Raw genomic sequence first — 14,215 nt, 5'->3', positions numbered from 1 at the left:
ACAACGATGGCGATCAAAAAGTTGCTCATAGCGTCGCTGCTGTTTAGCAGCGCAACCGTATACGGTGCAGACGGGTTCGTAGTGAAGGACATTCATTTCGAGGGCCTGCAAAGGGTTGCCGTCGGGGCGGCACTACTCAGTATGCCAGTCCGCGTTGGTGATACCATCGGTGACGATGATATCGGTAACACCATCCGTGCCTTGTTTGCGACCGGAAATTTTGAAGATGTTCGCGTCCTGCGCGATGGCGAAACGCTGATTGTGCAGGTGAAAGAGCGTCCGACAATCGCCAGTGTCACGTTTTCCGGCAATAAGTCAGTCAAAGACGACATGCTGAAAGAAAACCTGGAAGCCTCGGGCGTGCGCGTTGGTGAAGCGTTAGACCGCACAGCGCTCACCAGCATTGAAAAAGGACTGGAAGATTTCTACTACAGCGTCGGTAAGTACAGTGCGTCGGTTAAAGCCGTTGTCACACCACTGCCGCGTAACCGCGTAGACCTAAAACTGGTCTTCACGGAAGGCGTTTCCGCCCAGATCCAGCAGATTAATATTGTCGGTAACAAAGCATTCAGTTCCGACGAATTGATCTCCCGTTTCCAACTGCGTGATGAAGTGCCGTGGTGGAACGTGGTCGGTGACCGTAAATACCAGAAACAAAAATTGTCTGGCGATCTGGAAACCCTACGGAGTTTCTATTTGGATCGCGGCTATGCACGTTTCAACATCGATTCTACTCAGGTGAGCCTGACGCCAGATAAAAAAGGCATCTATATCACCATCAATATGACGGAAGGCGAGCAGTACAAGCTGTCCGGCGTGGCGGTGAAAGGCAATCTGGCAGGTCACTCTGCGGAAATCGAAGGGCTGACGAAGATTGAACCTGGTGAGCTCTACAACGGGACGAAAGTGACCCGTATGGAAGAGGACATCAAAAAGCTGCTGGGTCGTTATGGCTATGCCTATCCGCGCGTGGTAACACAGCCGGAAATTAATGACGCAGACAAGACGGTGAGATTAAACATCAACGTTGATGCGGGTAACCGCTTCTATGTGCGTCATGTTCGCTTTGACGGCAACGATACCTCGAAAGATTCTGTTCTGCGCCGTGAAATGCGCCAGATGGAAGGTGCCTGGTTAGGCAACGATCTGGTTGAACAAGGCAAAGAGCGTCTAAACCGATTGGGATACTTTGAAAGCGTTGAGGTAGAAACACAGCGTGTTCCCGGTGTCGCCGATCAGGTTGATGTGACGTATAAGGTTAAAGAGCGCAATACGGGTACATTCAACTTTGGTGTTGGTTTCGGTACAGAAAGTGGCGTGAGTTTCCAGGCTGGGGTTCAACAGGACAACTGGCTGGGAACGGGTAACTCCGTTGGTATCAGCGGGACTAAAAACGACTACCAGACGTATGTTGAGCTATCACTGACCGACCCGTACTTTACCGTCGATGGCGTTAGCCTCGGTGGGCGCATCTTCTATAACAAATTTGAAGCGTCTGACGCCGATCTGTCCGACTATACCAACGTGAGCTATGGCGTTGGCAGCACTCTGGGTTTCCCGATTAACGAGAATAACTCGCTGCGTGTCGGTCTGGATTATGTGCATAACGATCTGTCGGACATGAGACCGCAGGTGTCGATGTGGCGTTATCTGGATTCCGTGGGTGTTAATCCATCCGTGGTCCAGGAAGGTAATAAATCTAGCGCTGACTTTAAAGCGAACGATTTCTTCCTGAATACTGGATGGTCATATAACAACCTGGACCGCGGTTACTTCCCGACGAAAGGAACGCGTGCGTCCGCGAATGCCAAGATCGCGGTGCCTGGTTCGGACAACGAATACTACAAACTGACGTTTGATTCGGCGAGCTACTATCCGTTGACCGAGAGTGGTAAATGGGTGGTGATGGGCCGTACGCGCGCAGGCTTTGCGGATGGTATCGGAAGTAAAGAAGTGCCGTTCTACGACAACTTCTATGCTGGTGGTTCCAGCACGGTACGTGGCTTCCAGTCGAACACAATTGGGCCTAAAGCGGCATATTACAAATGTGCAGCGGGTGCAACGTCTTATTCCAATTGCCCGATTGATTCAACCAATCTGGATGATGCCGTTGGCGGTAACGCGATGGCTGTGCTGAGTGCGGAGCTGATCGTACCGACACCGTTTATCAGTGATAAATACGCGAGCTCTGTGCGTACTTCCTTCTTCGTGGATGGCGGTACGGTATGGGATACCAACTGGAAAAATACACCTGCAACGATTGCCGCAGGCGTGCCAGATTACAGCAAGGCGAGCAATTTCCGTGTTTCCAGCGGTATCGCATTGCAGTGGATGTCTCCGCTTGGGCCATTGGTCTTCTCCTATGCCCAGCCGGTTAAAAAGTACGATGGAGACAAGTCGGAACAATTCCAGTTTAACATTGGCAAAACCTGGTAGTGTGACGTCCGTAGGTCGTATGCAGGGAATGTCGCATCGTTGCTCATTGGCATGAATGCTGGAAATACAGCTGATGCCATGACGCGATGCCCATCATTAAAGTGTTAAGACACAAATTTAGGTTAGGTTGAGGAGTTTATAGTGAAAAAGTGGTTATGTGCCGCAGGCCTCGGTTTAGCATTGGCTGCTTCAGCCAGCGTTCAGGCTGCAGACAAGATTGCCGTTGTTAACGTTTCCAGCATCTTCCAACAGTTGCCGCAGCGTGAAAGCGTTGGCAAACAGCTGGAAAACGAGTTCAAAGGCCGTGCTTCTGAACTGCAATCGATGGAAAACGACTTACAGACCAAGATGCAGAAGTTGCAGCGTGATGGTTCTACCATGAAAGCGAGCGATCGCAGCAAAATGGAAAAAGACGTCATGGCGCAGCGCGAGCAGTTCTCTACGAAAGCGCAGGCTTTTGAGCAGGACAACCGTCGCCGTCAGACTGAAGAACGCAACAAAATCCTGAGTCGTATTCAGGATGCGGTGAAAGCCGTTGCAACCAAAGAAGGTTATGATGTCGTGATTGACGCTAACGCTGTTGCGTATGTCGCCAATGCCAAAGACATTACTGCCGATGTGCTGAAACAGGTTAAATAAACCATGTATTCAATTCGACTGGACGCGTTAGCTCAACAGTTGGATGCACAATTACACGGTGATGGCGATATCGTCATCACCGGTGTTGCTTCTATGCATTCGGCAAAAACTGGGCAAATTACGTTTCTTTCCGACAGTCGTTACCGTGAGCAACTGGCCGGGACGCAAGCGTCTGCGGTCGTGCTGACGGAAGCGGATTTACCTTACTGTCAGGTTGCTGCGTTGGTAGTGAAAAATCCCTACCTTACCTATGCCCGCATGGCGCAGCTGCTGGACACGACGCCGCAACCGGCCACTGATATTGCTCCGAGTGCAGTGATTGCTCCCGATGCAACGCTGGGTCAGCAGGTGTCCGTTGGCGCAAATGCTGTCATCGAATCTGGCGCACAGTTGGGTGATGGCGTTGTCATCGGCCCAGGCTGTTTTATTGGTAAAGATGCCCGTATTGGTGCCGGAACCCGTTTGTGGGCAAATGTAACGATTTATCACCGCGTTGAGCTTGGTGAGCATTGCCTGATCCAGTCTGGGACGGTGATCGGTTCTGACGGCTTTGGCTATGCTAACGATCGCGGCAACTGGGTGAAGATCCCGCAGTTGGGAACGGTCAAAATTGGCGATCGAGTTGAGATTGGCGCGAGCACGACCATCGATCGTGGTGCGTTGGATGATACGGTCATTGGCAATGGTGTTATCATTGATAACCAATGTCAGATTGCGCACAACGTCGTGATTGGCGACAATACCGCGGTCGCGGGTGGCGTCATTATGGCGGGGAGCTTGAAAATTGGTCGTTATTGCATGATCGGCGGTGCCAGCGTGATTAATGGGCACATGGAGATCTGCGATAAAGTGACGGTAACAGGAATGGGTATGGTCATGCGACCAATCACTGAACCTGGGGTATACTCTTCGGGTATTCCTTTGCAACCCAATAAAGTGTGGCGCAAAACTGCAGCGCTGGTGATGAATATTGATGAGATAAGCAAACGGTTGAAAGCCGTTGAACGAAAAGTCGATAACGTTTAATCACTCGCGTTTTATTTGCGGCCTGCCTGAAGACACCTAATTTAGGGTCTGCGCAGGCCGTGTTGTTGATGGCATCAGTTTTTTATGGACAGGAAGAGTATTTTGACTACTGACACTCATACTCTGAATATTGAAGAGATTTTAGAATTATTACCGCACCGTTTCCCGTTTTTACTGGTTGATCGGGTACTGGATTTTGAAGAAGGGAAGTTTCTGCGGGCGGTGAAAAACGTCTCTTTCAACGAACCCTTTTTCCAGGGGCATTTCCCGGGCAAACCTATTTTTCCCGGTGTATTGATTCTGGAAGCAATGGCTCAGGCTACGGGTATTCTGGCGTTTAAAAGCGTCGGTAAACTGGAGCCGGGTGAGCTGTACTATTTCGCCGCTGTGGACGAAGCGCGCTTTAAGCGCCCCGTGCAGCCAGGCGATCAAATGATCCTTGAAGTTGAATTCATTAAAGAGCGTCGTGGCGTTGCGCGCTTTAAAGGTGTTGCCAAAGTTGATGGCGAAGTGGCCTGTGAAGCGTCAATGATGTGTGCTCGTCGTCGGGAGTCCTGATAACGTGATTGATCAAACCGCCTTTATTCATCCTAGTTCGATTGTTGAAGACGGTGCCATTATTGGCGCTGGTGTTCATATTGGCCCTTTCTGCTACATCGGTTCTCAGGTTGAGATCGGTGCAGGTACGGTGCTGAAATCGCATGTCGTCGTCAATGGCGTCACTAAAATTGGCCGCGACAACGAAATCTATCAGTTCACGTCAATTGGTGAAGTGAATCAGGATCTCAAATATGCTGGGGAACCGACCCGCGTTGAGATTGGCGATCGTAACCGCATCCGTGAAAGCGTCACGATTCATCGTGGCACGTCACAGGGCGGCGGGTTGACTAAAGTTGGTAGCGATAACCTGTTGATGATCAACACGCATATCGCGCACGACTGCGTAGTGGGCAATCGCTGTATTCTGGCGAATAACGCTACGTTGGGCGGCCACGTTTCCGTCGATGATTTTGCGATTATCGGTGGGATGACGGCTGTGCACCAGTTCTGCATTATCGGTGCTCACGTGATGGTTGGTGGGTGTTCTGGTGTGGCGCAAGACGTGCCGCCGTATGTTATCGCGCAGGGTAACCACGCTACGCCGTTTGGCCTGAACATCGAAGGCCTGAAGCGTCGTGGATTCGAAAAAGAAACGCTGCATGCGATCCGTAACGCGTACAAGCTGCTCTACCGTAGCGGTAAAACGCTGGACGAGGTGAAACCGGAAATCGAAGCGCTGGCGGCTGAATATCCAGCCGTGCAGGCATTTACCGATTTCTTTGCCCGCTCTACCCGCGGCATCATTCGTTAATCCATGTCATCACGTCCTTTGACTATTGGGCTAGTCGCCGGAGAAACTTCCGGCGACATCCTTGGCGCGGGTTTGATCCGTGCGCTAAAAGAAAAGGTGCCCGATGCGCGGTTTGTCGGTGTTGCTGGACCGCGTATGCAGGCTGAAGGTTGTGAAGCCTGGTACGAAATGGAAGAGCTAGCCGTTATGGGCATTGTTGAAGTGCTCGGACGCCTTCCTCGTCTGCTGAAAATTCGGCGGGATTTAACCCAGCGTTTCAGCGAACTTCAGCCCGATGTCTTCGTGGGCATTGATGCACCTGATTTCAATATCACGCTGGAGGGCAACCTCAAACAGCGCGGTATCAATACCATTCACTATGTCAGCCCGTCCGTGTGGGCCTGGCGTCAAAAACGTGTTTTCAAAATAGGTAAAGCGACCAATCTGGTGCTGGCTTTCCTGCCTTTTGAAAAAGCGTTTTACGATCGTTTCAATGTACCTTGTCGCTTTATCGGTCATACGATGGCTGATGCGATGCCGCTACACCCCGATAAAATGGCCGCCCGTGAGACGTTGGGTATTGCGCACGATGCACACTGTTTGGCGCTGCTGCCGGGCAGTCGTGGCGCAGAAGTTGAAATGCTTAGCGCGGATTTTCTCAATACGGCTGTGTTACTACGACGGCATTTTCCCGATCTGGAAATTGTTGTTCCTTTGGTGAACAGTAAGCGTCGTGAACAGTTCGAACAGATAAAAAATAGAGTGGCCCCCGATCTGCACGTGCATTTGCTGGATGGGCAGGCACGTGAAGCCATGATTGCCAGTGATGCGGTGCTATTGGCATCTGGTACTGCGGCACTGGAGTGCATGCTAGCGAAGTGTCCGATGGTGGTGGGTTATCGCATGAAACCCTTCACCTTCTGGCTGGCGCAGCGCTTGGTCAAAACACCGTGGGTGTCGCTGCCGAATTTGCTGGCTGGGCGTGAGTTGGTGACTGAATTGCTACAGACCGACTGTACCCCAGATAAGCTCGCCGCTGCGCTGCTGCCGCTGTTTGCCGATACGGATAAAATGGCTGAGCTACGCACGACATTTGTGGATTTACACCAGCAAATTCGCTGTAACGCCGATGAGCAAGCCGCCCAGGCGGTACTGGAATTAGTCACGCCTCGTTGATAAAAACATGTTAATAACACTATGAGCGAAATATTTATTTACCCGCAGGCGACCTGCATCGCTGGCGTTGATGAAGTGGGCCGTGGCCCTTTGGTTGGTGCTGTCGTGACGGCTGCAGTGATTCTTGACCCGGCTCGGCCAATTGTCGGGTTGGCGGATTCCAAACAGCTGAGTGAAAAACGTCGGCTATCGCTCTATGATGAAATCAAAGAGAAGGCGCTGGCGTGGAGTCTTGGCCGTGCGGAACCGGAAGAGATTGACCAACTGAATATTCTGCATGCTACCATGTTAGCTATGCAGCGTGCGGTGGCTGGTTTGGCTATTGTGCCTGATTTTGTTCTCATTGACGGCAACCGTTGCCCAGTGTTGTCGATGCCCGCGCAGGCGGTTGTTAAAGGGGATAGCCGCGTGGCAGAAATCAGCGCGGCCTCAATTATGGCCAAAGTGACTCGCGATCGTGAGATGGTCGAGTTGGATCAACGCTTCCCCGCTTATGGTTTTGCCCAACATAAAGGTTATCCAACGGCTTTTCATCTGGAGAAACTGGCCGCACTGGGTGCCACTGAGTTTCACCGTCGGAGCTTCGCGCCAGTTAAGCGTGTGTTAGGGCTGGCGTAAAACATCATCATTAACTCTCTGTGTTGTGATATCACGATTGCAACGCTGACTACTCAATAAATTCTGGGATCTGGAGATGGCCGAACCACGTTTTGTTCACCTGCGTGTTCACAGTGACTATTCCATGATCGATGGGCTGGCCAAAGTCGGTCCGCTGGTAAAAAAAGCGGCGGCACTCGGCATGCCAGCGCTGGCGATTACCGATTTTACCAACCTATGTGGGTTGGTTAAATTCTATGGCGGCGCGCATGGCGCTGGGGTCAAACCTATCATCGGCGCAGACTTCTATGTCGAAAGCGATGAGCTAGGGGATGAGCTGGCACATCTCACTGTGCTGGCCATGAACAATGAAGGCTACCAGAACCTCACGCTGCTGATTTCCCATGCTTATCAACGTGGTTATGGGGCTGCCGGGCCTACGATTGACCGCGATTGGCTGATCGAACATCAGGAAGGCCTGATTTTACTGTCAGGCGGTCGCCGGGGGGATGTTGGTCGATTTTTGCTGCGTGGTAATCAGGCGCAGGCTGAAGAGTGTCTGGCGTTCTACCAGGAACATTTCCCTCAGCGTTACTATCTGGAATTGACCCGCACGTCTCGTCCCGACGAAGAAAGCTATATACACGCGGCCGTGGAGTTGGCAACCAAGTACGGGTTACCCGTTGTGGCGACCAATGAAGTGTGCTTCATAAGTACTGATGATTTTGACGCTCACGAAATTCGTGTAGCCATTCATGATGGCTACACGCTCGACGATCCCAAACGCCCACGTCATTACAGTCCACAGCAGTACATGCGCTCGGAAGAGGAAATGTGCGAGCTGTTTGCCGACATTCCCGAAGCGCTGGCGAACAGCGTTGAAATTGCCAAACGCTGTAACGTAACGATCCGTTTGGGCGAATATTTTCTGCCGCAGTTCCCGACGGGCGATATGAGCACAGCTGATTTTCTGGTTCAGTGCTCGAAAAAAGGGCTGGAAGATCGTCTCGAATTCCTTTTCCCTGACCCAGAAGTACGCGCCGAGCGTCGGCCTGAATATGATGAGCGTCTGGATATTGAACTGGGCGTCATCAACCAGATGGGTTTCCCCGGCTACTTCCTGATCGTAATGGAATTTATTCAGTGGTCGAAGGATAACGATGTGCCTGTTGGTCCGGGACGTGGTTCCGGTGCGGGCTCGCTGGTTGCTTACGCGCTGAAAATCACCGATCTGGATCCGCTAGAATTCGATCTGCTGTTCGAACGCTTCCTCAACCCTGAACGTATCTCGATGCCTGACTTTGACGTCGATTTCTGTATGGAAAAACGCGACATGGTTATCGACCACGTTGCGGAGCTGTACGGGCGTGATGCGGTATCGCAGATTATCACCTTTGGTACGATGGCAGCGAAAGCGGTTATTCGTGACGTAGGGCGCGTGCTTGGGCACCCTTATGGGTTTGTCGATCGTATTTCAAAACTGGTGCCACCCGATCCGGGAATGACGCTGGAAAAGGCCTTTGCCGCCGAACCGCAACTGCCAGAAATTTATGAAGCCGATGAGGAAGTTAAGGCTCTCATCGATATGGCACGCAAGCTCGAAGGGGTAACGCGTAACGCCGGTAAACATGCGGGTGGGGTGGTGATATCCCCCACCAAGATTACCGATTTCGCGCCGCTGTATTGCGATTCGGAAGGGAACCATCCGGTTACCCAGTTTGATAAGAACGATGTGGAATATGCTGGGCTGGTGAAGTTCGACTTCCTTGGCCTGCGTACGTTGACCATCATCGACTGGGCGCTGGAGATGATCAACGCCCGTCGTGCGAAGCTAGGACAGGAACCGATTGATATCGCGGCGATTCCGCTCGGCGATAAGAAAAGTTTCGATATGCTGCAACGCTCGGAAACCACCGCGGTATTCCAGCTTGAATCGCGCGGCATGAAAGATCTGATCAAGCGCCTGAAGCCCGACTGCTTTGAAGATATGATCGCCCTGGTAGCGCTGTTCCGCCCTGGTCCGCTGCAATCCGGCATGGTGGATAACTTCATCGACCGTAAGCATGGTCGTGAAGCAATTTCGTATCCTGATATTGAATGGCAGCATGAGTCACTCAAGCCTGTGCTGGAGCCGACCTACGGTATTATCCTGTATCAGGAACAGGTCATGCAGATCGCTCAGGTTCTGGCGGGTTATACGCTGGGCGGCGCGGACATGCTGCGTCGTGCGATGGGGAAAAAGAACCCCGTTGAAATGGCGAAGCAGCGTGGTGGCTTTGAGGATGGTGCCAAATCTCGCGGCGTGAACGGCGAATTGGCGGTTAAGATTTTCGACCTGGTGGAAAAATTCGCCGGTTATGGCTTTAATAAATCTCACTCCGCGGCCTATGCGCTGGTGTCTTACCAAACGCTGTGGCTGAAAGCGCACTATCCGGCCGAATTCATGGCGGCGGTGATGACGGCCGATATGGACAACACGGATAAAGTGGTGGGGCTGGTTGATGAATGCTGGCGGATGGGATTAAAAATCCTGCCTCCGGATATCAACAGCGGCCTGTATCACTTCCACGTTAATGACGATGGCGAGATTGTTTACGGTATCGGTGCAATTAAAGGCGTCGGTGAAGGCCCGATTGAGGCGATTATTGAAGCGCGTAATCAGGGCGGCTATTTTAGAGAGCTGTTTGACCTTTGCGCGCGCACTGACATTAAAAAGCTGAACCGCCGTGTGCTGGAAAAGCTGATTATGTCTGGGGCGTTTGACCGTCTTGGGCCGCATCGCGCCGCGCTGATGAACTCATTGGCTGATGCGCTGAAGGCTGCCGATCAGCATGCTAAAGCGGAAGCCATCGGTCAGGTGGATATGTTCGGCGTGCTGGCCGATGCGCCTGAGCAGGTGGAGCAATCCTACAGCACCGTGCCACCGTGGCCGGAACAGGTCGTGTTGGATGGTGAGCGGGAGACGCTGGGGCTGTACCTGACCGGTCACCCGATCACGCAATATATTAAGGAAATTGAACGCTATGCCGGTGGCGTACGTTTGAAAGATATGCACCCGACGGATCGGGGTAAAATGACCACTGCCGTTGGGCTGGTGTTGGCGGCTCGCGTCATGGTAACCAAGCGGGGCAACCGTATTGGTATCTGTACATTGGACGATCGTTCCGGTCGGCTTGAGATAATGCTGTTTACCGATGCGTTGGAAAAATATCAGCATTTACTTGAGAAAGACCGTATCCTTATCGCCAGTGGACAGGTCAGCTTTGATGACTTCAGCGGCGGGCTTAAAATGACCGTCCGAGAGTTAATGGATATCAGTGAAGCGCGGGAAAAATACGCGCGCGGGCTTGCTATCTCGCTGACTGACAGGCAAATTGATGACCAGCTATTAAACCGTCTCCGCCAATCGTTGGAACCCCATCGATCGGGGACGATCCCAGTGCATCTCTATTACCAGCGTGAAGATGCGCGCGCCCGACTACGTTTCGGCGCAGCATGGCGTGTAACGCCTGCCGATTCGCTATTGAACGAGCTGCGTACATTAGTGGGTAATGAGCAGGTGGAACTGGAATTTGACTAATATAGGAATACTATGAGTCTGAATTTTCTTGATTTTGAGCAGCCGATTGCAGAGTTGGAAGCGAAAATTGACTCGCTGACCGCAGTCAGCCGTCAAGACGAAAAATTGGATATTAATCTGGACGAAGAAGTCCAGCGCCTGCGTGAGAAGAGCGTTGAACTGACGCGCAAAATCTTCGCCGATTTGGGTGCTTGGCAGGTTGCGCAATTAGCGCGCCATCCGCAACGTCCTTATACGCTTGATTATATTAAGCACATTTTTACCGATTTTGATGAATTGGCTGGCGATCGTGCCTATGCCGATGACAAAGCGATTGTCGGCGGGATTGCCCGTTTGGATGGACGTCCGGTGATGATCATTGGTCATCAGAAAGGTCGTGAAACCAAAGAAAAGATTCGCCGTAATTTCGGCATGCCTGCTCCAGAAGGGTATCGCAAAGCGCTGCGCCTGATGGAAATGGCCGATCGCTTCAGGATGCCGATCATCACCTTTATCGATACGCCGGGTGCTTATCCAGGCGTTGGCGCAGAAGAACGTGGTCAGTCTGAAGCTATCGCACGCAACCTGCGTGAAATGTCGACGCTGCGTGTACCAATCATCTGTACCGTTATCGGTGAAGGTGGTTCCGGTGGTGCGTTGGCTATCGGCGTGGGCGACAAGGTCAACATGTTGCAGTACAGCACCTACTCGGTCATTTCACCAGAAGGCTGTGCGTCTATACTGTGGAAGAGCGCGGATAAGGCACCGTTGGCGGCTGAAGCCATGGGCATCATCGCGCCGCGTCTGAAAGAGCTGAAACTGATCGATACCGTGATTCCTGAACCGCTGGGTTCCGCGCATCGTAACGTTCCGGTAATGGCTGCGGCACTGAAAGCGCAACTGCTTGCCGATCTGCTCGACCTCGAAGGCCTGAGCGAAGAAGCACTGCTGAACCGCCGCTATCAGCGTTTGATGAACTATGGTTATTGCTGATACACAGTGTTATTGCTGATGACGTGACTGTCTGATTGATTGCAGTCTTATCAATCAGGCTATTCTGGCGTTACTCTGAAAATCCGTTGTCAGGAATGACAGCGGATTTTTTGCTATGAGGGTTTGAAGAATGCTGAAATTGCTCGATGTACACCACATTGCGGTGATTGCCTCTGACTATGAACGCAGCAAAGCATTTTATTGTGACGTGCTGGGATTTACGTTGAACAATGAGGTCTATCGTGCCGCGCGGCAGTCATGGAAAGGCGATCTCTCGCTGAATGGGCGTTACACCATCGAGCTATTTTCTTTCCCTCATCCACCTGCGCGTGTCAGCCGACCTGAGGCTTGCGGTTTACGCCATCTGGCTTTTGCTGTGGCTGATGTAGAACAGGCCATTGCCTCACTGGCGCAGGCTGGTGTCATTTGTGAATCCGTACGGATCGATCCTGAAACGCAGCGGCGTTTCACGTTTTTCTCCGATCCTGACGACCTGCCCTTAGAACTGTATGAGATCTGATACCGTGGACCGTACCGAACCTGACGATGAATTACTCCAGACGATCGTGATGCAAACGGCCGGATGCGAGTCGATCCTGCTGGCCTATAGCGGTGGTTTGGACTCTAGCGTGCTATTGCATCTGTTGGTGACCGTGCGTCAGCGTTCTGGGCAGACTATTCGTGCGGCTTACATCCATCACGGCTTAAATCCGCTGGCGGATAGCTGGGCTGAACATTGTCGCCAGCAGTGTGAACGCTGGCAGGTGTTGTTTTCCTCGCTGGCAGTGACGGTTGAGGCGCAGAACGGCGGCATTGAAGCCGCAGCCAGAACCGCCCGCTATCAGGCGTTGCAAGCGCACCTGAAAGAGGGAGAAACCCTGCTGACTGCGCAGCACCTTGATGACCAGAGCGAAACCTTTTTATTGGCGCTTAAACGCGGTAGCGGGCCTGCCGGATTGTCTGCGATGGCGGCTGACAGCTTCCTCGGTGAGCATCGTTTAGTACGTCCGTTGTTAGGTTTTTCGCGTTTACAATTAGAAGCGTACGCGCAGCAGCATCAGCTTCACTGGATTGAAGACGACAGCAACCAGGATGAACGTTTTGACCGCAATTTTTTACGCCGCCAGATCTTACCGAGACTGACGCAGCGCTGGCCGCATTTCCCCTCTGCCGTCGCGCGTAGCGCCCAGCTTTGTGCCGAACAGGAAGAACTGCTCGATGAGTTACTGGAGGAGTCATTGCGGGCACTATGCCAGCCGGATGGCGCGTTGAGCATTGATGGTCTGTTGCCGCTAAGTCCGGTGCGGCGTTTTGCGTTACTGCGGCGTTGGCTTGCGCAACAAGGGGCGACCATGCCCGCGCGCGATCAGTTGCAACGACTCTGGGATGAGGTTGCGACGAGCCGGCTGGATGCGGAACCTATATTGCAACTGAATCAGATGCAGATTCGCCGTTTTCGTCAGCATCTTTATCTACTGCCGCTGATGCCATCGCTCAAAGACTGCGTTCTGCCATGGCAACCGACGTCATGCCCGTTATCTCTCCCTGACAACTTAGGTACGCTGTTGCTCGCTGATAGTGGGGTGGCGGTTCGTGCGCCGAAAAACGGTGAAGCGGTGAGTATTCGCTTTTCGACCAGCGGAACCGTGCATATTGTTGGCAGAGCACACGGTCGGCAAATCAAGAAACTCTGGCAGGAGCTGGATGTTCCGCCCTGGTTGCGCGACCGGACGCCGCTGGTGTTCTATAACGAGCAACTGATTGCTGCCATTGGGCGATTTGTTACGCGGGAAGGGCAAGTGAGAGAACATCAGCCTGTGTGGCACATTACGTGGGAAAAACAAGTTTTGGAAAATAAACCTGGGGAAAAAACCGGGGAAACATGATGTTAGTTAGCGCTGAAATAAAAACGGACAACTGGTGTTGTCCGTTTGGGAAGCATTTATTCAGCGTTTGCCGCTAAATGAAAGGAGAAGTCTGTCAGGATTCGCTGACGACGACCTTCCCGATTTCAGGATGACTAAAACTGACGATGTGGTCGAGGCGCAGTTCGCGCGTAGCACCGGATGCTTCAATCACCAGATATTCGACCTGCTTACGTGAGATCATGTCACTGGCTTTACCGGTCACAACTTCACCATTACGTAGTTCCAGCGTCAGCGTTAGATTCTGCTGACAGGTGGCTTCCAGGCTGTCGTAATCATCACAGTTGATGGGTTGATATTCATTACTCATTGACATAATCACTCACCAATAAGTTAGCGGCGGCAAAAGCTGCCTGTTCCCTGACGGAGGATGGCAACGCCTCATTCGCGGCAATGCCATCCAGGGTTTTTAAAACACAACCCAGCGAATCGGGTATATAGCCCAGAGCGCCACCGGCGATCTCTGCGTATAAGCGACGTACTAATTCACAGTATTCTTGCACTATATCCTCCCTTGAAAGCTTAGCTCGGTAG

At 52.2% G+C, this 14,215-nt stretch carries 13 protein-coding genes; 11 read left to right on the top strand and 2 right to left on the bottom strand.

The annotated features are described in order from the left end of the window. Positions 1 to 6 precede the first annotated feature (6 nt). From bamA to tilS, 11 genes are all read left to right on the top strand, one after another. Positions 7 to 2,436: an outer membrane protein assembly factor BamA gene (gene bamA / locus DUT67_RS17020; protein WP_113632048.1), complete on the top strand. Its 2,430-nt coding sequence runs from the start codon at positions 7 to 9 to the stop codon at positions 2,434 to 2,436. Between the two features lie 141 nt (positions 2,437 to 2,577). Beyond that, positions 2,578 to 3,075 carry a molecular chaperone Skp gene (gene skp / locus DUT67_RS17015; protein WP_048259061.1) on the top strand — a complete coding sequence of 166 codons (498 nt, stop codon included), beginning with the start codon at positions 2,578 to 2,580 and terminating at the stop codon, positions 3,073 to 3,075. 3 nt (positions 3,076 to 3,078) lie between these two features. Beyond that, positions 3,079 to 4,101, top strand: a complete 1,023-nt coding sequence (gene lpxD, locus DUT67_RS17010; protein WP_113632047.1) for a UDP-3-O-(3-hydroxymyristoyl)glucosamine N-acyltransferase — start codon at positions 3,079 to 3,081, stop codon at positions 4,099 to 4,101. Between the two features lie 102 nt (positions 4,102 to 4,203). Next, positions 4,204 to 4,659: a 3-hydroxyacyl-ACP dehydratase FabZ gene (fabZ, locus tag DUT67_RS17005; protein WP_005975923.1), complete on the top strand. Its 456-nt coding sequence runs from the start codon at positions 4,204 to 4,206 to the stop codon at positions 4,657 to 4,659. A 4-nt stretch (positions 4,660 to 4,663) separates the two neighbouring features. Beyond that, on the top strand, positions 4,664 to 5,452 hold the full coding sequence (gene lpxA / locus DUT67_RS17000) for an acyl-ACP--UDP-N-acetylglucosamine O-acyltransferase (protein ID WP_048259063.1): 789 nt from the start codon (positions 4,664 to 4,666) through the stop codon (positions 5,450 to 5,452). Positions 5,453 to 5,455: 3 nt separating this feature from the next. Then, positions 5,456 to 6,607 (top strand): lipid-A-disaccharide synthase, encoded by a 1,152-nt coding sequence (lpxB, locus tag DUT67_RS16995; protein WP_113632046.1) that lies wholly within the window; start codon positions 5,456 to 5,458, stop codon positions 6,605 to 6,607. 21 nt (positions 6,608 to 6,628) lie between these two features. Continuing rightward, positions 6,629 to 7,225 carry a ribonuclease HII gene (gene rnhB, locus DUT67_RS16990; protein WP_113632045.1) on the top strand — a complete coding sequence of 199 codons (597 nt, stop codon included), beginning with the start codon at positions 6,629 to 6,631 and terminating at the stop codon, positions 7,223 to 7,225. A 76-nt stretch (positions 7,226 to 7,301) separates the two neighbouring features. Next, a complete protein-coding gene (dnaE, locus tag DUT67_RS16985) occupies positions 7,302 to 10,784 on the top strand; it encodes a DNA polymerase III subunit alpha (protein WP_048259066.1) in 3,483 nt (1,160 codons plus the stop codon). Positions 10,785 to 10,796: 12 nt separating this feature from the next. Continuing rightward, positions 10,797 to 11,756, top strand: a complete 960-nt coding sequence (gene accA, locus DUT67_RS16980) for an acetyl-CoA carboxylase carboxyl transferase subunit alpha (protein ID WP_113627633.1) — start codon at positions 10,797 to 10,799, stop codon at positions 11,754 to 11,756. A gap of 130 nt (positions 11,757 to 11,886) precedes the next feature. Continuing rightward, positions 11,887 to 12,276 carry a VOC family protein gene (locus DUT67_RS16975; RefSeq protein ID WP_113627632.1) on the top strand — a complete coding sequence of 130 codons (390 nt, stop codon included), beginning with the start codon at positions 11,887 to 11,889 and terminating at the stop codon, positions 12,274 to 12,276. After that, the gene (gene tilS, locus DUT67_RS16970) at positions 12,266 to 13,642 is read left to right on the top strand and encodes a tRNA lysidine(34) synthetase TilS (RefSeq protein WP_113632044.1); all 1,377 of its coding nucleotides are present in this window, start codon (positions 12,266 to 12,268) and stop codon (positions 13,640 to 13,642) included. Before DUT67_RS16975 ends, tilS begins: the two co-directional genes overlap by 11 nt. 94 nt (positions 13,643 to 13,736) lie before the next feature. Here the strand turns inward: tilS and rof are convergent, their stop codons facing one another. Next, positions 13,737 to 13,997, bottom strand: a complete 261-nt coding sequence (rof, locus tag DUT67_RS16965; RefSeq protein ID WP_012773648.1) for a Rho-binding antiterminator — start codon at positions 13,995 to 13,997, stop codon at positions 13,737 to 13,739. Beyond that, the gene (locus tag DUT67_RS16960; RefSeq protein ID WP_048259070.1) at positions 13,984 to 14,184 is read right to left on the bottom strand and encodes a YaeP family protein; all 201 of its coding nucleotides are present in this window, start codon (positions 14,182 to 14,184) and stop codon (positions 13,984 to 13,986) included. The genes rof and DUT67_RS16960 overlap by 14 nt, the downstream gene beginning before the upstream one ends. Positions 14,185 to 14,215 lie beyond the last annotated feature (31 nt).

This window comes from Pectobacterium peruviense (genome assembly GCF_003312355.2).
GTDB lineage: Bacteria > Pseudomonadota > Gammaproteobacteria > Enterobacterales > Enterobacteriaceae > Pectobacterium > Pectobacterium peruviense.
This window is presented reverse-complemented; position numbering and strand designations above follow the sequence as displayed.

Excerpts from the sequence above, each read along its gene's own strand:
- rof (WP_012773648.1), bottom strand. The coding sequence starts at position 13,997 with ATGTCAATGAGTAATGAATATCAACCCATCAACTGTGATGATTACGAC.
- lpxD (WP_113632047.1), top strand. The coding sequence starts at position 3,079 with ATGTATTCAATTCGACTGGACGCGTTAGCTCAACAGTTGGATGCACAA.
- lpxB (WP_113632046.1), top strand. The coding sequence starts at position 5,456 with ATGTCATCACGTCCTTTGACTATTGGGCTAGTCGCCGGAGAAACTTCC.
- dnaE (WP_048259066.1), top strand. The coding sequence starts at position 7,302 with ATGGCCGAACCACGTTTTGTTCACCTGCGTGTTCACAGTGACTATTCC.
- tilS (WP_113632044.1), top strand. The coding sequence starts at position 12,266 with ATGAGATCTGATACCGTGGACCGTACCGAACCTGACGATGAATTACTC.
- DUT67_RS16975 (WP_113627632.1), top strand. The coding sequence starts at position 11,887 with ATGCTGAAATTGCTCGATGTACACCACATTGCGGTGATTGCCTCTGAC.
- rnhB (WP_113632045.1), top strand. The coding sequence starts at position 6,629 with ATGAGCGAAATATTTATTTACCCGCAGGCGACCTGCATCGCTGGCGTT.
- bamA (WP_113632048.1), top strand. The coding sequence starts at position 7 with ATGGCGATCAAAAAGTTGCTCATAGCGTCGCTGCTGTTTAGCAGCGCA.
- accA (WP_113627633.1), top strand. The coding sequence starts at position 10,797 with ATGAGTCTGAATTTTCTTGATTTTGAGCAGCCGATTGCAGAGTTGGAA.